This window comes from Paenibacillus sp. SSG-1 (assembly GCF_002224835.1).
GTDB classification, from domain to species: domain Bacteria; phylum Bacillota; class Bacilli; order Paenibacillales; family Paenibacillaceae; genus Paenibacillus_AQ; species Paenibacillus_AQ favisporus.
Genome location: NZ_MBRK01000001.1, coordinates 6,002,322 through 6,024,803 on the forward strand (window position 1 = coordinate 6,002,322; position 22,482 = coordinate 6,024,803).

The window sequence follows — 22,482 nt, forward strand, 5'->3', positions numbered from 1 at the left end:
ACAGGACTAGCAAGCCGGCCTTTACTTCAACAAGTTCAGACAGCAGCAGCACCCATTACATGAAGGCAATGGAGGTATCGGTTCATGAACAAGAACAGGAAAAGATCAGGTTTTGCCCTTCTTCTGACGACGCTAATGCTGGTTGCGGCCGCGCTGTCCGGCTGCAGCGGCGGCAAATCGGCGGGCGATGTGGTTTCAGGAGGCGAGAGCTCCGCAGGGGGCGATAAAGGCGGCACTGTGACGATTACCCACTACACGATCGACTCGGAAGACCGCACGTTCGTCGAAAAACTGATTCCCGACTTTGAAGCAAAGCACCCGAATATTAAGGTCAAGGTCGAAAAAGCGCCTTACGAGCAGTTTGACAGCAAGCTGCAGACGCTGATCGCCGGCGGCAAGTCCCCGGACGTCACCAGCCATTACGGCTATGGCGGCTTTGCGGAATACTACAACAAGGATATGCTGCTGGATCTGACGGACATCATCCAGGAGGACGGCTTTAAGGCGGGAGATTACGGCATTCCGGACAACCTGATGAGCATCTACAAGGTAAAGGACCGCACTTACGGCATTCCGGTCAATATGTATGTCACGCTGATGCTCTACAACAAGGATATGTTCGACGCGGCGAAAGTGCCTTATCCGCCAAGCGATTATGAGGACAAGAGCTGGACGTTCGACAAAATGGTCGAAGACGCCAAGAAGCTGACCGTTATTTCGGACGACATCGCCAAAACCCAGTACGGCGTGGACTTTACCTGGGCTGAGCGCGATAACCGCCCTCTCTACTTCGGGGCCGAGCCTTATTCGGAAGACACCTGGACCAACGGCGGCGTTCCTTCCGCTACCCATTTCGATTCGCCGGAAGTGATGGCGGCGTATAACAAGCTGTTCGGTTTGATTTTCAAAGAGAAGGTCTCCCCGACGACCGAGTGGAGCAAGAGCGTCGCCGGTCAGAACGGTGATCCCTTCGTCGCCGGCAAAATCGGCATGTCCGTCGGCGGTTCGTGGAACCTGGCCGGGGCCAACGATTTTCCGTTCAAAGTGGGCGTAGCGGCTGTGCCTTGGGGCGGCAACGACAAGGTGCGCAGCACGCTGTACGTCGATCCGCTCATGATCCTGAAAGGTTCCAAGCATCCGAAGGAAGCCTTTGAATGGATCAAGTATCTGGTTACCGCCGACGTGCAGGAGAAATCCATCGAGCTCAGCGGAGGCAACCCGCCAGTCAACACACAGGCAGCAGAAGCTTATTACCAACATTTTGAGGGCGTCGACCCGCAGGATATTAAGAACGTATACGAAGGCGCCATTAAATACGGTTTCGAGTCCTATAACCACCTGATCACAAACTACTCGCAAATCAACGACATGTTCATTAACGAGATGCAGCCGATCGAAAGCGGGCATAAGACGGTGGAAGAGGTTATGCCGACGATTCAGAAGAAGCTGCAGGAGATCATCAAGCGGTAAACGGAAAGTTTGTGGAACATAAATAGAGAAATTTCCCCTTCCATCGTAAAAATGTCCTCCTCGGTGGAGCGGGCCATCATTTTATAATGTAGATATTCGATTCAATTCAATTCGGTATACCTTTTTACGGCGTATCGGCGATCGGATGCCGTCCTCTGCGGGGCGGTATCCGGTTTATGCCATCCCATGCTTCGCGGACAGACTTCCGTCCATGTATACTAGGGATAAGTTTATAGGTTCGGAAAAATCTGCCCAAGGAGAAATGAGAGATGAAAGTAAGTATTTTTGACGTTGCCAAAAAATCAGGACTGTCCGTTGTAACGGTATCCCGTGTGTTGAACGGAGCCGAAACCGTCCGGGAAAAAAACCGGCAGAAAGTGCTCGATGCGATCAAAGAGCTGGGATACCACCCGAACGCCGCCGCCCGGAGCCTTGCCCGCGGAAAAACCGGCATCATCGGCCTTATTGTAACGACCCTTCAGGATTCCTTCTTCGATGCCGTTGTCAAAGAGCTGAACGAAGTGTTAGCGCTTCACGGCTACTACCTGGCCATTTCGGTATCGACGGGCATCGGTTCGGACGAGAGCCATTACCTGATTCAGGAGGACCGGGTGGACGGGCTCATTCTGCTCTCCCCCATGGAAGAAGACAACTATATCGTGGAATTGAAAAAACGCGGCATTCCATACGTACTGATCGACAATCAGAAGCCGGAAAACGACAATTTCTCGGTGACGATCGACAACTTCAAGGGCGGCTATGCGGCAGCAAGCCATCTGCTTGATAACGGATATACGTCCATCGCCCATTTATGCGGACAGGAGATGTTCCGAAGCACCCGGGAGAGACGCGACGGATTTATGCAGGCGCTGTCAGAGCGGGGGCTTGCCCCCTTTGAAATCGTAAACGGAGACTTTGAAATCGGGTTCGGCTATGAAACGGCCGTACGGTGGCTAAAGGAAGGGGAGCTTCCGCAAGCGGTATTCGCCGGCGACGACAATATCGCCCTCGGCGTGGTGAACGCGCTGATGGAAGCGGGCGTTCAGGTGCCCGGCCAGGTAGCCGTCGTTGGCTACGACGACCAGACAATATCCTCCCAGCTTCATCCGTATCTGACGACGGTACGCCAGCCGGCAGACCGGATCGGCATCGCCGCAGCCGACATGCTGCTGAAGCGGATCGACGGTACGATGAAGCGCGGAGCCAACTTAAAAATCGATCCGGAGCTCATCGTCCGGGAGTCGTCCGTTCCTGGGCGTCGAGCCTGACTTTAGTTACCCGGCTCCGGATCATCATGTACAGCAAAAGCATGAATTGATCATATAGGAGTGACGACTATTGGCTTACTATTTGGGAATCGACGGGGGAGGCACCAAAACCTATGCCCTGCTCACCGACGAGCAGGGGCAAGTGCTCGGCAAAGGCCAAAGCGGCAACGGGAATCACCAGATTGACGCCGCCGTGGCCGCCGAGAGCATCCGGAGCGCCGCTTTCGGTGCCATCGCCGACGCCGGGCTGCAGCTTGCGGACATCCGCCACACCTTTTTCGGCCTGGCGGGAGCCGACCGTGAGCCGGACTACCGGATCCTGCATCCCATGATCCGAAATATGGGCTTCACGGATTATTCGGTCGACTGTGATACCGTCATCGGACTCCGGGCCGGGACGAAGCGGCCGTACGGGGTCGCCCTCATCTGCGGCACAGGCACCAATGCCGCCGGCCGGAATCCGCAAGGCGAGCATGTGCAGTGCGGCGGCTTCGATTACATGTACGGCGATTTTGGCGGAGGCGGAGCCCTGAACATCGAGGTGTTCCGCTCCGTCATCCGCGCCTGGGACGGACGCGAGCAGCCGACGCAGCTGACGCAGCTGCTGTTGTCCCTGCTGGGCTACGATACCGTCGGCGAGATGTTCGACGATTTCTACGACAACCAGCGCAGCGTGCCGGTAGACGCCGCACGCCTGCTGTTTGCAGCTGCTGCCGGCCAGGATGCGGTGGCGCTGGAAATTTTGAACCGCCAAGGTGTGGAGCTCGGCAAATCGGCCGCTGCCGTCATCCGCAGGCTCGGTATGGAGAACGAGGCCTTTGATGTGGTGCTTGCCGGCAGCCTCCTGACGCGGGGTGACCGCGGATGGATCCGCGGCCCGATTGAGCAGGCCGTCCGAGCCGTTGCACCAGCGGCCTCGGTCGTGACGCTCGCGACGGAGCCGGTCGTCGGCGCCGTGTGGGCGGCTATGGAGGCGGACGGTCTAACGATTCCGGAACAGGTCTATGATCAGATGCGGCTGTTCCGCGATTTTGAACATATTCACCAAACTACCCGATAGGAGTGAAGGATCATGACTTCAAAGCAGGGGTTGAAAATAGCTGTAATCGGCGGGGGCTCCTCGTATACGCCGGAGCTGGTGGAAGGGTTTATCCTGCATCACCGCGAGCTTCCGGTCCGCGAGCTGTGGCTCGTCGATATCGAGCCAGGTCTCCGGAAGCTGAACATCGTCGGCAGCCTGGCGAAGCGGATGGTTGAGAAATCCGGGCTGCCGATCGAAGTGCATTTAACCACCGACCGCCGCAAAGCGATCGAGGGCGCCGACTTCGTCAGCACCCAAATGCGCGTAGGCATGCTGGATGCCCGGGGACGCGACGAATCAATTCCGCTCAAGTACGGGGTCATCGGTCAGGAAACGACCGGTCCCGGCGGCATGATGAAGGCGCTGCGGACGATCCCGGTCCTGCTCGATATTTGCCGGGATATGGAGGAGCTGGCGCCAAACGCCTGGCTGCTTAACTTTACCAACCCGGCCGGCATGGTCACCGAAGCCATCCTGAAGTATTCCAACGTTCGCAGCATCGGGTTATGCAACGCGCCCATCGGCCTGATCAAGCAAACTTCCGCCAAATACCAGGTCGCTCCTGACCGGGTCTACGCTGAGTTTGTGGGTCTGAATCATCTTCACTGGGTCACCCGCGTCGATGTCGAAGGCGAAGACAAACTCGATGAACTGCTCGCCGATACCGCCGGCTACAGCGCTTCGAATGTGCCGGCCCGCGAATGGAATCCCGAGTTCCTGCAGTCGCTGCGCGCCCTGCCTTCCTATTATTTAAAATATTTTTACATGACGGACGCGATGCTGGAAGAGCAGCTCGAGTCCTTCCATCAGGGCATCAACCGCGCCGAGGTCGTGAAGCGGGTCGAAGAGGAGCTGTTCGAGCTGTACAGCGACCCGGATCTGAAGGAGAAGCCGAAGCAGCTGGAACAGCGCGGCGGCGCCTTCTACTCCGAAGCCGCCGTCAACCTGATGCGGTCGCTCTATAACGGCACCAATGACATCCAGACGCTGAACGTGGCCAACCGCGGGACACTGCCGTTCCTGCCCGAGGACGCCAGCATTGAGGTCAACTGCGTCGTAACGAAGAACGGGCCGCTCCCGCTGCCTGTGACGCGCATCCCGCGGATGGCCGTCGGCCTGATCCAGGCCGTCAAAACCTATGAGCAGCTCGCCATCGACGCCGCGGTCACCGGTGACCGCGGGCTGGCGATCCAAGCGCTGGCCCATCACCCGCTTGTGCCGTCGGTCGAAGTAGCGATCAAGATGCTGGATGAGATGCTGGAGGCCAACAAAGAATACTTGCCGCAGTTTTTCGGGAAAACACCGGCTCATCCCTGAGCCAGAGGATCTCAAGGGATGAGCGGATGATCGTGACGCCTGTCTGCGGAAAAGCCCTTTTCCTTTTCCCCCAAAATAAATGCAGATTGGCATTACTTCCGCTGCAAAGCACACAAAAAAACCTTGAACGGCACGTTCCCGTTCAAGGTTTTTTTCAGTCCGCGCCGCGCAGCGGCACGCAGTGAAGGCGGCCCGGTGGCCGCCTCCCGGCCATGCCCCGCAGCGATCCCGGCGTCACAGCCCTGCCGAGGCGTCCGCCGAGCCGGCTTGGCTGGCACGCGTGTGCCGGCGCACCAGCAGCACGTAGCACAGCACGGCGCCGACGTCCGCGCAGGCGATGACGATGCCCATCGGCAGGGCCGAGGTGCTGCCTCCGATGCCTACGAGCGGGCTGACGATCCCGCCGAAGATGTAGGAGAGCAGCCCGAGCAGCGCCGAGGCGCTGCCTGCGGAGCGGCCGTAATCCTGCAGAGCCAGCGAGGAACCTGCGGTTCCGACGATGCCGACGCAGGATACGACCACGAACAGCGGCGGCAGGATCGCCGCAAGGCCTGCCCCGGCAGCGAGCAGGATCAGCAGCAGCACGCCGCCGATCGTCGCCAGGGTAATGCCGGTCACGAGCAGCTTTTTCTCGCTGACGCGTCCGGCCAACCGGCCGGTGATCTGCCCCGCGATAATGATCCCGAGCCCGTTCGTGGCGAAGATCACGCTGAACATTTGCGGGGATACCCCGTAGATTTCCTGCAGTACGAACGGCGAGCCGGAAATGTAGGCAAACATCGCGGCCGATATGAAGCCCGAGCTGAGCGCCAGGCCCATGAACTTGCCGTCGCGCAGCAGCTTGCCGAACGTCTTCACCGTGCCCAGCGTCCCGCCGCCGGAGCGGTTGCCGGGCGCCAGCGTTTCCGGCAGCCCGAGCATGACGGCCAGCAGCATGGCGACCCCGATGGCGGTCAGCACGATAAATACGCCGCGCCACGAAGTCACCTGAAGCAGCTGCCCGCCCAGGATCGGCGACAGAATCGGCGCCGCCCCGTTCACCAGCATCAGCATGGAGAAAAACTTGGTCAGCTCGCTCCCGGAATACATATCCCGGACGATCGCTCTCGAAATGACAATGCCCGCCGAGCCGGCAATGCCCTGGATAAACCGCAGCAGAATCAGCAGCTCAATCGACGGGCTGAAGGCGCACAGCAGCGACGAAACCCCGTACACCACCATCCCGATCATCAGCGGTGTGCGGCGTCCTCTCACATCGCTGATTGGCCCCGCCAGCAGCTGGCCTACCGCAAGCCCGATGAGGCAGGACGTCAAGCTGAGCTGGGTCAGCGAGGCCGTCGTGTGCATCGACTTGGCCATTTCCGGCAAAGACGGCAAATACATATCAAGCGAAAACGGACCGAAGGCCGACAGCGCCCCCAGCACAATAATCATCCAGACCCGGTTCGCGCCCGGTCCGGAAGCAGCTGCGGCCGCAGAGCCGCCTGCCTTCGCATCCGTATGTGAACGTTTATTCATAAGTTCTATCTTGTTCCTCCTCTGTGTTCCCTGCTCCGATGCATGGCCCTTATAAAGTAAATTCTCTTCACTAGAAAGATTGAACTAAAGTATAGAGTATCATATTTCCCCCGCAAAATGAGCGGCTTGCCTATATTTCCAGAAGCATGCCCTCCCCTTCAACCGTCTCCCCATACCGCTATCCCCATGTCCTTGGCGCTCGTTCACCCCGCCTTTCTGGCAGCTTACGTCTACAAAGAAAAACAGCCTGGCCAAAGAAATTTGGCCACGCTGCGGCGACTTGCTAACAAACACGTTTAACGACATCTTTTCTAAGAAGACCAACCGCGTTTAGCGGAAGTTTTTACCTGCGAAATAAAGAAGTTTTGCCCGGGAAGTTAATGCTTTCTTATCTCCAAACATAAACACAACCCATTAACCCTTAATCCCGGATAGCGTTACGCCTTCGATGATATACCGCTGGCCGATAATATACACAATCAGCACCGGAATCAGCGCAATCGAGGCGCCGGCCATCATGAGCGTCCAGTCCGTGGAATACATGCCGCGGTACAGGTTCAGCATCATCGGGACGGTGAATTTTTCGGGAGTGTTCAGGAAAATGAGTGGATAGAAGAAGCTGTTCCACATGCCGAGGAACGTGAAAATGCCGAGCGCCGACAAAGCCGGCTTCACCAGGGGCAGCATGATCCGCGCATAAATCGTCCAGCGGTTGGCACCGTCCACGATGGCGGCCTCCTCCATCTCCTTCGGAATGCCTCTGAAAAACTGACGCAGCAGAAACACGCCGAAGGCGTTAAACAGCGCGGCGGGCACAATGATCGACAAGTGCGAGTCCAGCCAGCCGATGCTTTTCATCATCAAATACAGGGGAATGATCGTGACTTGCCCCGGCACCATCATCGTCGCCAGAAACAGGACGAAGAGGGGCTCCCGGAAAGGAAAGCGGATCTTGGCAAACGCGTAAGCCGCCATCGAGCAGGTGAACAGCTGCGAAGCAACGACGATGATGTTGATATAGAAGCTGTTGAAATACGCCCTTCCGAAGGGCAAAGCCGTTAACGAGGTTTTGAAATTGGACCACACGAACGGATCGGGAATCCATTTGGGCGGCACGATAAAAACTTGAGACAGATCTTTGAGCGAGCTGAGCAGCATCCAAACAAACGGCAATGCCATAATGCACGCGCCGATCAGCAATATAATGTGAAGCAGGACGGTGGACAAACGAAGTCCTCTGGTCTGCATGCGTTCTCCTCCTTATCCGGTCGATTCTAGTCCTCGTAATGGACCCAGCGTTTGGACATTTTCATTTGGAACAGCGTCAGCGCCAAGATCATGATGAACAAAATGACTGCGGTCGCCGTGCTTTTCCCGAACGTAAAGTCCACGAACGCCGAATCGTAAATATGGAACACGATCGTATAGCTCGCTTTCGCGGGCCCGCCGGAGGTCATGACGAACGACTGATCGAACACCTGAAACGAACCGATGATCGTCATAATCGTCACGAAAAAGGTCGTCGGAGACAGCAGCGGAACGGTTATATTGACAAACTGCTGCCATTTGCTGGCGCCGTCAATCTGTGCCGCTTCGTAATAGCTGGCGGATATGCCCTGCAGCCCGGCCAGGAACAAGACCATATTCCCGCCAAGCCCCATCCACACGCTGAGCATGGCGATCGACGGCATGACAAACCGCGTGTCGGTCAGCCAGCGGGGACCGTCGATCCCGAACCATTCCTTCAAATACAGGTTGATCAACCCGAAATCGGCGTTAAACAGCCACATAAAGACGACGGCGACCGCCACGGACATCGTAATGTTCGGCATAAAATAAATGAGTCTGTAGATCAGCTTGCCTTGTACCCGGTTCAGGCCCACCGCGATGAGCATCGCCAGAATAATGCCCGTAGGCACGGTTAGCACCGTATAATACAGCGTGTTGACCACGGCGATCCGGAAATCCTCATCCTTGAACGTGTTGATGAAGTTATCCAGTCCGACAAACTGCTTCTCCCCCATCCCGTCCCATTTCATCATGCTGAGCACGAAAGCCGAAATCAGGGGAATTAAGGAGAACAGCAGCAGTCCGACCAATTGGGGGAAAATAAAGACGTAGCCCCATATGCCATCCGATGTCCTGCTCGTCATAGCGGTCTTCCGTTTGTTGTCCGGCTGCAAGGCCGGCGCAGAAGCCGTTCGATCGGCCGTCTGATTCTGCATAAACATCCACCTTCCTCTTGCGAATTACGCCTTATGAAGCGCTGGCCGCCAGCCGCCGGCCGGCATGGAAAGAGGGAAGGAACGCTGCGCTGTGCCCTGCGCTCCTTCCCTCCGGACCTTCGTTATTTGCCGCTTTTATAATCGTCGATTTTTTTGTTGGCCATTTCTTGAATGTCTTTGAGCGATGCGTCCAACTCGCCGTTCTTGAGCCACAATGCCTCGAACTTGGAAGTAATATCCGTGCTCAATCCTGGGATGCCGGCCTCGAACGGCGTCAGCGAATAACCTACCTCACGGGCATCGAGGAACAGCTGCGCATGCTCCGGCAGATTGCCTTCCAGAACGACGTCATCCACGCCTTGAACGGACGGTACGGCATTCCCCCCGCCTTGCAGACGGAACTTCTGGCCATCTGAGCTCAGGAATTCGGAGTAGAAGGTATAGGCGGCGTCTTTATGCTTCGATGCGCTGTTCATGACCAGGAATGCCGTCGGAATTCCGGCCGGTTCAATCTTGTTCCCGGTGTTCGTCGGCCAGGTCACGACATCATACTCCAGGCTGGAGTTTTTCTTGAACAGCGGCAGATACCAGCGTCCGGCTCCGACGAATCCGACTTGGTTGGACATAAACATGGCGTCACCGCCCTGCCCCTTCGGCAGCGTACCGGCAAACGTAATATTTTTCTCCTTCACGTTATCGTACAGGAACTGGAACGCTTCCTTCGACTTTGGATCGTCATAGCCGATGAACTTGCCATTGTCGTCGTAAACTTTGCCGCCGTTGGACGTTACCCAGCTGTAATAGCTGTTCCAGGAGTTATCCAGCACGTAACCGTACTTTTTCGAGTCGCGGATTTTTTCCACCATGCCTTTGAACGCGTCCCAGGTCCATTGACCCTTCGCCTGAAGGTCGGCCGGCATCTCCGTAATTCCCGCGTCATTCAGCACTTTCTTGTTGTACCACAGCACCATCGGATTGCAGTCGACCGGCACCCCGTAGATCTTGCCGTCACGCTTGGCCGCGCCCCACAGCCCTTCGAAGTAGTCGTCCGGTTTGATTTTGCTGTCTGCCGCCGTCATTCTCGGCGTCATTTCCTCAATGCTCTTGTTCTCAATCAGCTTCACGACGAAGCCATCGCCGGCATAAAACACGTCAGGAGCGGTTCCTCCCGTCAGCTGTGTCAAAATTTTCTGGTCGTATTCCCCCGGAATCGGAATCAGCTCCGCCTCGATGTCGGGATGCCTCTTGTTGAAATCCTTCGTAAACTCCTGGAAGCGGGTCAGCTCTCCGGGATTTCCCCAGGTCGCCCATTTAATCTTGACCTTCTCCCCGCTGCCTTTGCCGTCTTCCGACACCGCTCCCTGGTTATCGCCGCTGCCGCCACCCGATCCGCATGCCTGCAGCACAACCGACGCCAACAATACTACCGCTAGCAAGGACTTTCTGAGCTTCTTCATTTCTTTACTCCCCCATTCAAAAGAGTAGTCATCGGATTAGCACCTTGGTGTGAAAACGCTTACGTGATTATTATAAAACGGCGCCCTTCGCCTTTTGAACGGCACATATTTCCGAAATCGTGTCATGTTTTCCTGTGTTTTTGAACTATATAAGTTGAACTATTCCAAATGGATGATAGGGGCAAGTACGTAAAAAGTTCCTACGATCGCTCTTGTTTTCGGATTTCTTGATTGATGATCCTACTTAAGGCAGAAATCCGAAAGCCAAATGCGACCGCTTCGCTTCTTCGGAATCGTTTTACTCCCTTGCCCTGCATCCTATTCTTTAGTTCAGCTTATATATCGTAAGAAGCACCTTATCTGCGCGGCATGCCCTGGAACTCCGCCGGCGTCAGTCCAACGACCTTTTTGAACTGCTTGCTGAAATGCTTGGTATCATTGAAGCCGGACATCTCCGCGACCTCATATACCTTCAGCGTTGGATTTTGCAGAAGCTCCTTGGCCCGGTTCACCCGCAGCGTAATCAAGTAATCGATGAAATTGTGTCCGGTGACCCGCTTGAACATTTCACTGAAGTAGTTGCGGCTGACGCACACCTTGTCGGCAACCTGCTGCAGAGAGATCGACTCTGTAAAATGCTCCGAAATATACTCGACCGCCTGCTGGACGATCCGTTGGTGCAGCGATTTATCCGGAGGCGGACAATCCGCAGGGAGGGGCAGCGGCATCACGGCAACCGCCGGATCTGCGCTGTTTTTTTCTTTGTACTGCTCCAGAATGCGGTGATCCTCCTTCTCCTTCTGCAGGCTGTGGCGCATTTCGTACAGCACCGTTTTCAGCGATTCCGCACTCAGCATCGGCTTTAAAATATAGTCAAAGGCACCCAGCCGGATCCCCTCGCGGACGTACTCGAAGTCGCTATGGCAGCTGAGCAGGAGCACCTTGACCCAAGGACAGATTTCCCTGGTCCTGCGCGCCAGCTCAAGCCCATCCATGACCGGCATGGCAATATCGGTAATCAGAATGTCGATCTCCTTGCTTTCGACCCATTTCATCGCCCGCTGGCCGTTGGAGGCTTCTCCCACCAGCTCGAATCCGTTGACTTCCCATTCAAAAGTAGACCGAATCCCCATTCTTGCGATGGCTTCATCATCAACCAACAGCACTTTGTACATCCTGATCCCCCTTTAAATTCGAAAAAGTAATCGTGACCTCCGTCCCCTGCATGAGCTCGCTGGTCACGCTGACCCCGTATCCGCTGCCGTAATACAGCCGGATCGTTTGGTGCACATGGCGCAGACCGATGTTGGTCATCCCCCGGTGATGATGGGCACGCTCGTCGGCGAAGATGTGGGCCAGCCGCTCTTCGCTCATACCTACACCGTCGTCGGCGATGCTGACGATGATCTCCTCCCCCTCTTGCCGCGCGCGGATCTCAATCGTGCCTGGTTCGTCTTTGGGCGCGATACCGTGGAAGACCGCGTTCTCCACGATCGGCTGCAGCAGCATGCGCGGAATCGGAATTTGCTCCAGCTCATCGGGACAATCGATACGCAGGGTGATGGCATTGTCATACCGGTACCCTTGAATGACCATGTATTTCTGCAGCAGGTCCAGCTCCTCGCCTAACTGGATAAAGACGCCGCTGCGCCCCATACTGACCTCGAGCAGCTGGACGAGCGAGGTGACGGCCTGGTCGACATCGTTCGTACGGTTCAGCTTGGCCAGCCAGCGGATCGAATTCAGCGTGTTGTACAGAAAATGCGGATTGATCTGGTACCGAAGCGCCCGGATTTCGGCCTTCTTCTTCTCGGATTCCTCCTTGGCAATCCGCTCGATGAGCAGCTCGATCTGTTCGATCATCTTGTTAAAGCTGCGGCCCAGCTGGCCGATTTCGTTGCGTCCGACGCTGCGGCTGCGGATGGTCAGGTCGCCGGCTTCCCCTTTGCGCATCAAGCGGCTCAAGTTGACGAGCGGATTTCCGATTCTGCGTGTAACGTAGTAGCCCATGCCGATCGCCAGCACGATCGAGCAGAGGGTAATTAACACCGTCAGGTTGCGGATGCTGGCCGAATCGGCTGTCATCTCCTCCAGCGGCACGACGCCGACGACGCGCCAGTCGTTGTCGAGCAGCTCGGGAATCATCAGCGTATTCCGCCGTCCTTCGCGCAGCTGCGTCTTCCGGGCCGGCAGCGGCAGCTTCGACGTTTGGCCGTACTCGTCCGGATCGGGATGGTAGAAATACTGATTCCGGTCGTTGACGATGTAGACGTATCCCGTATCGCCGAATTGAACGCGGTTCAGCTCATCGATCAGCACGTTTCCCATCACCTCGACAAACATGACCCCGATAATTTCGCCGGTCTCCCAGCTGCGGATGGCCCTACCGAGACCAAACACCGGGAAGCCCATCCCGGTCTTTTTCAGGTATGAGGTTTCGGAGAGCCCAAACCATACGGTATTGCCGTTCGCCTTCAAAATGGCTTTGTACCAGTCGGAATCCCACTGATTCGGAATCGACATGAGCGAGTCTGCGCTGAGCACCGAGTTTTTGCCTTTGACATCAAAAATATAAATATCGAGAATTTCCGGTGAATTGATCATAATCGAGGTCAGCATATCTTTACCGTCCTTCACCTTGAGCGTCGTTTCATAGGCGTTGTCGCCCTGCCTTTGCTCCAAAATGTTGTGGACGATTTTGCTGTTTAATACCATCATCGAGGAGTCATCCAGTTTCTTGAAAAACATATTCAGCTTGTCGCTGACCTGCACGATCGTTAGCGCGGCCACCTTGCTGACCTGCTGTTCAACGATCAAGGACGATTTGTGGTAGGACAAAAAACCTCCTATAAGGACAGGAAGCGTCATCCCGAAGAAAAAGAAGAGGAAGAGCTGCACGACAATCGAGTGTAGCGGGGGAAAGCGCGTGAGGAGCCAGGATCTCATATGCGAATCACCCTCTTTTTCCAAGTGTGAATTTCGTAATGTTATTGTATATACGAATGATTGCGCTTTCAAAGACATGTTGCATAAATTCCGAACAAAGCACGAAAGATCAGAAGAAAAACCCTACCGGCGTAAACTCATGATAGCTGAACCGCGTTATACGGCATCCACAGACCAGGCAGCTGCCCAGTCCGGGGATGCGCGGAAGCGCCTTTATCCGCATTCGGCTGCCTTTCTACAACCTCAGCTCGGCTAACGTTTCATACCAGCGGGTGAGCACAGCTTCGGGCTCCTTAAAGTCGACCTGGATGCCGGACCTAATGTCCGCATACGCGGCCACGTCCGCTCGTACGGATAGGATGTCCGCCTCAAAACGCTCCCGTGGATGCTTGGCTGCGGGAAGCACCGGCAGAAGTCTCAGCACAAGCTTTACGTAATAGGCCTTACCGGAGTAGACCAGAACGAGCGTCGCTTTTCCCGTACGAATCATGTTTCGGGTCGTCGCGGTTCCGTTCCACATGGCCAGCCGGACCTGCCCCCGGTCCAGGGCGACGATCTCGCCTACACTGATCATGGCCGTATGCGGCCAGCCCTCCTCCGTTACGGTCATCAGCATCATCGCCTCATGCTGCTTCGTGATCAGCTCCCTGCCGTCCAGCAGCTCGTACAGCTCGTCCGGAAGTTCCGCCGTCTCCATGTATTTCATTGACTGACACCTCCTTTCTTCCCTGTAGTTCTCCTATTGTACTCTATGAAACAAACGATGGCTGTATAAAAAGAAACAACGTAAGCTCAGGTGATCCCCACCGTTATCGCCCCGCTTTCCTGTACAAAACAAAAAGCAGCCCGGCCAAACGAATTTGACCAAGCTGCTCTAATTTACGGCGAAATCCTTAGGGTAAGTACCCCAGCTCCACTTCCTGCAGAACGCTTCTTGCGCGCTGTACCCACTCGTCCTCCAGATGTGCGTCAGGATCGAGCGGTGCCTGAAACTGGTCGAATAAGGCGCCGAGCAGATGGGGCATGGCATGCTTGTCAGTTCCCGTGTTGTATACGTACTTGAATACGAAAGGTCGTCCCAGCTTAACGGTCGCCCGGCAGCCGCCGCATTCGCCGTCCAGGTTGCCTTTGGTTACGTGAAAAGGAATCCGCAGCCACACCATTCTTTCCTGGTCAAGGCGCTTATCCAGATAGCCGTGCTTATAATCCCAGTTGCCCGCCAGCGAAAAATCATGCTTGCATAAGTAGCTGTCAATATTGACGAATTCGTCTTCCACATTTTCGAGTCTGGACTCCAAATTGATCATTCCTGCATCCTCCCTGTCGGTTTACCTTCAGGATGAGCAGGAATATCTTTCTTTATACTTCAGCGGCCGCCGCCCGGCGGGATTGGACTGATTAGAGCGGCTTAACCGATTCTGCCTTGACCAAAGTCACATAAATCCGCTCATTTTCGACCGGCTTGCCTTCAATGATTTTGATCAGCTGCTCGGATGCGAGCGAACCCCACTTTTTCTTGGAATAATCGATCGTCGCAAGCCTTGGGCGGATATACTCGGACAGCTCGATATTATCGAAACCGATGATGTGGATGTCCTTGCCCATCTCCAAATCCGTTTCGGATATATAGTCATACATGCCGATCGCCATTTCGTCATTCAGGCAAAAGACCGCCACCGGACCCTCGAATTCCGCGGCAATCTGTTTGCCGGCGCGCTCGCCGCCCGTGCGGTTAAAGTCACCGGAAATTTCAATGCATTCCACGTCGCTGTTTCGTTCAACCGTTTGTCTGACCGCAGCCATACGCTGCTTCGAGTCATAAGAGCCCTCGGGACCGGTAACCACGTAAATTTTCCGGTGTCCCAGGTCGATCAAATACTCCATCGCCAGGCTGGCCCCGGCTTTGTTATCGAGAAGAACGTGATTAATATTCGGATGCTTCAGCTCCCGGTCCAGCACCACCAGCCGGTGCCCGAGCTCGGCAAAGTTCAGCAGCTGCTCGTCCGAGAACGTGTGGTCGAGGATCAGCGCCCCGTCAAACAGCTTCTCGGCCAGCAACCGGTGCGACTGGGGGCCGCTGCATACGACCAGATCGTATCCTTTTTGAATCAGCGTGCCCTTCATTCCCTGAAGCAGATCTCCGTAGAAACCGCCGCTAAAGTCCGGCAGAAAGGCCCCGATAATTTTCGACTCCTTTTTCTTCAGGCTTCGTGCCGCCGCATTGGGTACATAATTCAGTTCTTTGGCGATGGCCAAAATCCGGGCGCAGGTCTCATCCGTCACCTTCGGGCTTCCGTTCAGCGCGTAGGATACCGTTGATATGGATACGCCGGCTTTTTTGGCGATATCTTTAATGCTGGCCACGGCTTCTCACTCCAATCGTTTGGCTTATCATTTTATTTTATCATTCTGTTTGAATCGTTTCGACACCGGTGCCCCGTTCCCCTGCACAACAGCGCTTTCATGCAGGCTGAAATTCATTTCTACCAAAGGCGCTGATCTGTTCTTGAAAAAGAAAAGGACCGCCCGGGCAGCGGATTTGCTGTCCCTGGTCGGTCCCTCATTTATACCGCTTTGGAAAGGGGCAGGATGCCGATCGTGGGCAGTCCTCACCGCATGGACAGCAGCAGGTCCCTTTAAGATGGATCCCCGAGCGCCCTTTTCAAATTACTTCTTGGCGTTGTACTCGACCGTAACCTCAAGGCTTGCCTTGTTCCCTGCCAGGTCGGCTGCTTCCAGCACAATCCGGTTTTTCCCGTTGGCCAAGGTCAGCTTATGATTGAACTTGCCGTTCACAACTTTTATGGTAAAAGGCTTTTCGCCATTTAAGGAAACGCTGATCGCGGAATCCTGTAGAGCCTCGTTCACGCGGCCGGAGAGCACATAGTTCCGGTTGTTTTGCGGTTTGCCTTTGTCGTCCACCGTGATGACCGGTGCCGCCGTATCCTGGCTGCCGGCGATATCACCAAGAACAATGCCGAGGCCGTTGGTCGCCAAATATACGCGGCCGTAAACCCTTGGATCCCCGGTGATCGCCGCGTTGGCCGAACCGAACTGGTGCTGGTCGTCATTGATGCGTGTCCACGTCTTGCCTGCGTCATCGGAGCGGTAAATGCCGTCCACATTGTTGATGGTGGCATGGGCATACAGCGCCATGTATTTCTGGCCGGGAGCGGCTTTGCCGAAACCGATGGCCGCCGCTTCCTGGATCTGTCCCAGCTTCGTAAACGTCCGTCCCGAATCCGTGGAATGCCATAATCCAAAAAGGCTGTCCTGGTTCTTGTTATCCGCGGCAGCGGCCACCCAGATGTCTCCTTCCACGCCAGGTATGGCTTTGAAGTTGCTTGTCAGGTTGGTCGGCAGGCCCGAGGCTGCCTTGGTGAAGGAGGCGCCTCCGTCCTGGCTGACATAGAACGTACCGTCCGCAATCGCGTAAAACTTATTCGGATTCACCCGGTCCGAGGCTACTCTCGCGCCGCTTGGAACCCCGGACGAGGCCGTCCATGTGGCGCCCAGGTCGCGCGAATAGCTCACCGGCTTCGGAGCGGCCGAGTTGGATGGGCTCCAGACGATGGAAGAGCCGTCTGCACCGACTGCGACATAGCCGCCCTGCGTAGCATCGTCGGATGCCGATGTCCAGGCGTTGGCCGCCGGCTTCCACGTCTTGCCGTTATCCGTCGACACGCCCATTCTCGGGTTCGCCCCGTCGCTGTTGCCGACGCGGACGACGATGTCCGGGTTCAGTTCGGCATAGTCGATGTCCGTGCTTGTCCCGATATACGGATTCGTAATCATGGACGGCGCCTTGGTCAGATCCTCGTGGCGGAAGCCGCCGATATCCCCCATGGCGCTCAGCAGCTGGGCACCGCTCGGCGGGCTGATCAAGCCGAGAATCGCCGTCTCTTCGATCCCGTCGGCCATGACGGAGATATTGACGTTTTCTCCTTTGTCCAAGGCAGTCACGTTCTCCGACCCGTACAGCGTCGCACCTGTACCGTACATGATCCGATCCGGATTAAACGGATCGATCTCCAGGTCGCCGATCATCCAGCCGAGCTTCGGATTCTGTTCAGGCAGATTCTTTTTTTCGCCCCAATCCAGCCACGGAGACAGGGAGTAGTCAATAGTATAATTGTTCGTCCTTACCGGGTCTTTGGCATAATCCAGCGTCCAGAACGGCTTCCACGTCTTGCCGCCGTCCGTACTCCGGTAGATGAATTCATCCGGCCACCATTTGTTCATCGTGGCGACCATGATCGTATCCGGGTGCTGCGCATCGACGGCAAGGCCGCCGTACGGACTATCCGTAGAACCCGCACCGGTCGGGCTGATATCGGTCCACTGTCCGGTTAACGTATCGTATTTCCACACCGAGCCTTCACCGCCGTTATACGGACCCACTTCCTTGGTGTAGGTCACGTAGAGGCTCCCGTTCTTCGAAAGCACGCCATGGTGCGGGAGGAATCCTTGGTCTGGCTGTCCCGGCACCGGCTCCCAGGTTTGACCGCCGTCGGTGCTCCGATAGATGCTGTGCTCGGTATCGGCGACTCCCACGTAAATGGTCTGGGTGGTTTTCCCTTGGCTCCCCGTCGACGGATCAAACGTTACCCACACGACGCCGACGAGATCATTGGTTGAGTCCTTCACGTTGCCGGCGGCGTTGAAGCTGTCGACTTTGCTCCAGGTGACTCCATAATCGGTGCTGCGCCACAACCCGTTACCGCTGCGGGTACCCATGTAAAGAATGCGGTTATTGTTCGGATCGATCGCCAACCGCTCGCCCATCGACCGTCCCGGCATATTGCCCCCGAGTTTAAAAGGAAGCTCCGTGCGCTGCCACGTCTCCCCTTTATCCGTAGAGCGCAGCAGCACACCGTTCATGTCGGTCCAGTCGTTGGTGTAGGTTCCGGCCGCTACGTACAAACGGTTCGTTTCCACCGGATCCGTCGCCAGGGTGTCCACGCCAAGCATGTTCCATTCTTTTGCACTGACAAAATCCAGCAGCTGCTTCCAGGTCTTCGTGGCCGGGTCCCAGCGGTAGGCCCCTCCGATATCCGTCCGTGCGTAGATCAGATCCTTCTCACTCGGGTTGTAGACAATCCCCGGAACAAAACCTCCGCCGACAACCTTGACCCGGTCCCAGCTGTACGTTTGGTCAGGTGCCTTGGGTCCTTTACCATGGTTCGCCTTGTCAGCGGACACCGGGCCCACCGCACCGGCCAGCGGCAGCGCGATGGAAGCGGCGAGAACCAAGCTTAACGTCTTCTTAAACATCATTGCCCTCCTCAATCATAAAATGGTCTGGTTTTTCGAAGGCGTTTTCGATAAAATCGATGATGACTGACATGCGGATTGCTGCAGCTGCAGCACTTCATGTAAGCGGTTACCAAGGATGAGTAAATTTATTGTACGGGCAAAGAATCCCGTAAGAATACCCTAATAATTGGATGATTTTTCATGTGCAAATTAGACATACACAAAAAAACAGCCCCTGGAATCAATCATCCAGGAGCTGTGATTTGTGGGCCGAAGATCGGCAGGTTTACGTGGAACCCTTCTTAGCCCTTTGTTTTGCTGGAGACGGCTGTTTTGGCTTCCGCCTTCTTCAGCAGTTTATAGTCACCAGATTTACCCGGCGTTCCTTGCGGCGAGTCCGTTAGCACTTGATAAATGCTGCCCTGATCGGTCACCAGCTGGTTTTTGGTGTAACCCTTCATGTCCTTCTCATCAAAAGCCGTTACGAACATAAAACCCGTTTCGGAAGAAAGCACGCTTTTGGAAGCCTGGTCCCCTTTCAACACGGACAGGACATATACCAGGTAGCTGGCATTCTTATCCAGCTCCTGACCGTAAATATCTTTGTCGCCCGTCTGGAAAGCCGTCTCGTAAGAACCCTTGTTGGCCTTATCGACTTTCTTGAAGCTGTCCGGTACCTCCTTGGCGGATTTCGCCGTCATGAACGTAGTCGATCCAACCGGCACGGCGAACACCTTGTAATAATCGATGGTGCTTTCATCCGCTGCCTTCGCAAAGGTAACTTTCACCTCTTCATCTTTTATTTCCGAGGCTGTGACTCGGGTCACCAGGGTCGGGTTGGACTGCAGTTTGATTTCATCGGATGGGGTCGACAGAACATTGCCCTTGCCGTCCGGACTCATCGCAGACAGGACGAAAACTCTATAGGAGACCCCATTCGCAATAAATTCGCCATTAATATCCTTGGCATCGGAGCTTAGGGCATGCTTATAGTTGCTGCCCTTCGATGCTATCGTGTAAAACCTAATATCCGTTGCATCCGCTGCCTCCATTCCATTCGCCTTATCGGCAGGCACGACCAAAATACGGTATTCGTACAAATTACGCTCATCTGCCGCTTTGGTAAAGGAAACCTCAAGGTCGCTGCCGTTGTTGTTGTCCCCTACGTCCGACACGCTGACATCCGTTACGGGACTTGCAGACTTCGTGGACAGTGTGATCGGCGCAGATGGTTCAGACAGCGCATTGGTACCGTTCGCCCCTACAGACAGAACGAACACCTTATAGCTGACGTCATTTTTAATGACGTTATTATCGACGGACCGGGCTCCAGTGTTCAGCTTAACACTCAAATTAGAGCCAGTCGTGCTAACGGGCGTGTAGAGCGAACTTGGCACTTTTTCAGCATCGGATAGATCAAAAAATTGTGCCTGAGATTCCTGTACAACGAGAATCCGGTAACCTTTAATGTTGCTTTCGTCCTTGGCACGATTGAAAGTCACTTGCAGATCGCGTCCATCGCCGTTATCGCCGATATCCGCCGCCTTCACATCCGTTGCCGGATCGACCTTCACGTTGCCCGACAGTGTGATGGATGGCGAATAGGAGGAGAGAGCGTTCGTTCCGGCGTAGCTGCCCGTTCCTACCGACAAAATAAATACCCGATAGGAGATGCCGTTCCGGATGGCGTCCCCATCCACATCCCGCGCTCCCGAAGCGAGGGCCTTGCTAATGTTGGCACCATTCGGCGTGACTGCTGTGTAGTTCGAGCTGCGCACCGCGTTGGCGTCATTCAGATCAAAACGTCCGGCATCTCCATTTTTCACGACGAGAATCCGGTATTGGCCGATATATCTTTCGTCGTCGGCACGCTTAAAGTTTACGAGAAGGTCCCGGCCGTCGCCATAGTCTGAAACGTCAGATACGCTCACGTTGCTTGCCGGTCCTACGTAGCCGTTGGTGCCCAGCGTAATCGCCGGGGAATAGGAAGACAGCGCGTTGCTGCCGGAGTAGCCGCCGGAACCGATCGACAGAACGAACACCCGGTAGCTGGTGCCATTGCGGATATAGTCGCCGTCCACGTCCCTTGCTCCGGAAGACAGCACCTTCGTAATGTTATATCCGGTTTTGTCTACCGTCGTGTAATTCGAGCTGGACACCGAGTTTGCCCAGGACAGATTGAAGCTTCCTGCCTGGTTCGACTTCACGACCATGATCCGGTAGCCGGAAATGCGGCTCTCGTCAGATGCCCGGTTAAAGGTAACCCGCAGATCGCGTCCATCGCCGTAATCGCTAATGTCGCTGACATTCACATTGCTTGCCGCATCGACATTACCGTTGCCGTAGAGCACGATGGAAGAAGACGCCGAAGACAGCGCATTACTGCCGGAATAGCTTCCCGTTCCCACGGCCATGACGAACACACGATATACAACGCCGTTCGCGATCAGCGATCCGTCGACGTCACGCGCTCCAGAAGACAGCGCCTGGCTGATGTTATAACCGGTTTTGCCCACCTGCGTGTAATAAGCGCTCGGAACATTGTTCGCTGCCGAGAGGCTAAAGCTGCCTGCCTTGCTGTCCTTCACGACGAAAATCCGGTAAGAACCTATGCGGGATTCGTCGGACACCCTATTGAAGTTCACGCGCAGATCCCGGCCGTCGCCATAATTGCTAATGTCATCCACGCGGGTAATGACCGGTGCAGATACCGCATTGGCCGCCAGCGTAATGGACGATGAAGCAGCGGACAGCTGCGACGTGTAGCTGCCGGTATTGCTGACGGACATCACAAACACCGTGTAAGGAACCCCGTTCCGGATCAGCTCGCCGGAGGTATCCCTTGCCGAAGAAGAAAGATTGCCGGACAAGGTCGTTCCAGCCTTGTTCACCACCGTGAAGTTTGAGGACGATACCTTGTTCGCAGCCGCCAGGTCAAAGCTGTTCTTATCCTTGGTTTTGACCACATAGATGCGGTAATTCGTAATATTGTTTTCGGTTTGGGCCTTGGTAAAGCTGACAGACAGGTCCCGGCCGTCCCCGTAGTCACTCGCATCGGATACTTTGAGGTTCGAAACCGCTCCAACGGATGGAAGGGTCGGGGCCTGAGACAGCGTGATTGTCTGGGATACGCCGGACAGAGCGCTGTTTCCGCGTTTGCCCACGGTCAGAACAAACGCCGCGTAGGACTGCCCCGACCGGAGCAAATCGCCGTTCACGTCGCGGGTCTGGGACGACAAGGTAATCGACACGTCATCCCCGTCCGGGCGGATCGAGGTGTAGCTGCTGGTCGAAAGTGCCTGAGCAAGATTGAAATTGTACGCATTGCCCGATTTGACCATCAGCACCCGGTATTCGCTTACGCCGGACTCCGGCGAAACTTTCGGGAAGCTGACTTCCACATCGCGTCCGTCGCCGTTTTTGGAAATGGTCCGGGCCGAAACATAGGCCACGGCATTAACCGGTCCGCCGGATGTCGTGATCGTTACCGTCTTGTTAGAAGCATTCCAGTCTACCTTTTCACCCAGCGCCTCGCTGACGAACCGGACAGGCACCATCGTGCTGCCCTTGTAGATCTGGCCGGGTACATCCAGGGACAATGTCCGGTTGTTGACGATCGCAGACTTAGAGCCGATCTTCAGCACGATCGTCGTTTGATCCCGTTTCGCGGTGACGGTTTTCGTCTTCGCGTTCCAGTCGATCGTGGCGTCGAGCGCCTCAAAAATGGCTCGCATCGGGAGCATGGCCCTGCCTTTCACCATAATGGGAGCCTGAGGGGAGTACAGCTTCTGGCCGTCAATATAAATCGAGATTTGACTGGCTGCGGCTGCTGCCTGCCCCTGATTGGCGCCGAGGGCGACCGAGATGATCATCACGGCGGCCATAAGCGTTAACCATATTTTTTTCACAAACGCGCCTCCTTTTACTTTTCCTGATATAGAAAT

Annotated in this window: 15 protein-coding genes; 4 read left to right on the forward strand and 11 right to left on the reverse strand. The window is 55.5% G+C overall.

Annotation, left to right across the window (positions count from 1 at the left end):
* Positions 1-84: 84 nt before the first annotated feature.
* The 4 genes from BCV73_RS27435 to BCV73_RS27450 all read left to right on the forward strand — a co-directional run bounded on the left by BCV73_RS27435 (position 85) and on the right by BCV73_RS27450 (position 5,136).
* Entirely contained in the window at positions 85-1,470 is a 1,386-nt protein-coding gene (locus BCV73_RS27435) for an ABC transporter substrate-binding protein (RefSeq protein WP_076173015.1), read from the forward strand.
* A 269-nt stretch (positions 1,471-1,739) separates the two neighbouring features.
* Complete coding sequence (locus tag BCV73_RS27440; RefSeq protein WP_089549271.1) at positions 1,740-2,738, forward strand: LacI family DNA-binding transcriptional regulator; 999 nt, start codon at positions 1,740-1,742, stop codon at positions 2,736-2,738.
* Positions 2,739-2,808: 70 nt separating this feature from the next.
* A complete protein-coding gene (locus BCV73_RS27445; RefSeq protein WP_089549272.1) occupies positions 2,809-3,798 on the forward strand; it encodes an N-acetylglucosamine kinase in 990 nt (329 codons plus the stop codon).
* A 12-nt stretch (positions 3,799-3,810) separates the two neighbouring features.
* The gene (locus BCV73_RS27450) at positions 3,811-5,136 is read left to right on the forward strand and encodes a 6-phospho-beta-glucosidase (RefSeq protein WP_089549273.1); all 1,326 of its coding nucleotides are present in this window, start codon (positions 3,811-3,813) and stop codon (positions 5,134-5,136) included.
* 234 nt (positions 5,137-5,370) lie between these two features.
* Here the strand turns inward: BCV73_RS27450 and BCV73_RS27455 are convergent, their stop codons facing one another.
* The 11 genes from BCV73_RS27455 to BCV73_RS27505 form a co-directional block, all read right to left on the reverse strand.
* The gene (locus BCV73_RS27455; protein WP_089549274.1) at positions 5,371-6,654 is read right to left on the reverse strand and encodes a multidrug effflux MFS transporter; all 1,284 of its coding nucleotides are present in this window, start codon (positions 6,652-6,654) and stop codon (positions 5,371-5,373) included.
* Positions 6,655-7,068: 414 nt separating this feature from the next.
* The gene (locus BCV73_RS27460; RefSeq protein ID WP_076173020.1) at positions 7,069-7,902 is read right to left on the reverse strand and encodes a carbohydrate ABC transporter permease; all 834 of its coding nucleotides are present in this window, start codon (positions 7,900-7,902) and stop codon (positions 7,069-7,071) included.
* Positions 7,903-7,928: 26 nt separating this feature from the next.
* Positions 7,929-8,807: a carbohydrate ABC transporter permease gene (locus BCV73_RS27465; protein ID WP_089550428.1), complete on the reverse strand. Its 879-nt coding sequence runs from the start codon at positions 8,805-8,807 to the stop codon at positions 7,929-7,931.
* A 194-nt stretch (positions 8,808-9,001) separates the two neighbouring features.
* Positions 9,002-10,336 (reverse strand): ABC transporter substrate-binding protein, encoded by a 1,335-nt coding sequence (locus BCV73_RS27470; RefSeq protein ID WP_089549275.1) that lies wholly within the window; start codon positions 10,334-10,336, stop codon positions 9,002-9,004.
* Positions 10,337-10,692: 356 nt separating this feature from the next.
* A complete protein-coding gene (locus BCV73_RS27475) occupies positions 10,693-11,511 on the reverse strand; it encodes a response regulator transcription factor (RefSeq protein ID WP_076173022.1) in 819 nt (272 codons plus the stop codon).
* Positions 11,489-13,174, reverse strand: coding sequence for a sensor histidine kinase (locus tag BCV73_RS27480; RefSeq protein ID WP_343220185.1), 1,686 nt, complete (start codon positions 13,172-13,174; stop codon positions 11,489-11,491). Before BCV73_RS27480 ends, BCV73_RS27475 begins: the two co-directional genes overlap by 23 nt.
* Before the next feature lie 343 nt (positions 13,175-13,517).
* On the reverse strand, positions 13,518-13,979 hold the full coding sequence (locus tag BCV73_RS27485) for a pyridoxamine 5'-phosphate oxidase family protein (protein WP_089550429.1): 462 nt from the start codon (positions 13,977-13,979) through the stop codon (positions 13,518-13,520).
* 196 nt (positions 13,980-14,175) lie between these two features.
* Positions 14,176-14,589: a YugN-like family protein gene (locus tag BCV73_RS27490; protein ID WP_076173024.1), complete on the reverse strand. Its 414-nt coding sequence runs from the start codon at positions 14,587-14,589 to the stop codon at positions 14,176-14,178.
* Between the two features lie 91 nt (positions 14,590-14,680).
* Positions 14,681-15,646 (reverse strand): LacI family DNA-binding transcriptional regulator, encoded by a 966-nt coding sequence (locus BCV73_RS27495; RefSeq protein ID WP_089549277.1) that lies wholly within the window; start codon positions 15,644-15,646, stop codon positions 14,681-14,683.
* Positions 15,647-15,949: 303 nt separating this feature from the next.
* Positions 15,950-18,556, reverse strand: a complete 2,607-nt coding sequence (locus tag BCV73_RS27500) for a xyloglucanase (RefSeq protein ID WP_089549278.1) — start codon at positions 18,554-18,556, stop codon at positions 15,950-15,952.
* 284 nt (positions 18,557-18,840) lie between these two features.
* Positions 18,841-22,446, reverse strand: coding sequence for a copper amine oxidase N-terminal domain-containing protein (locus BCV73_RS27505; RefSeq protein WP_089549279.1), 3,606 nt, complete (start codon positions 22,444-22,446; stop codon positions 18,841-18,843).
* Positions 22,447-22,482: the final 36 nt, after the last annotated feature.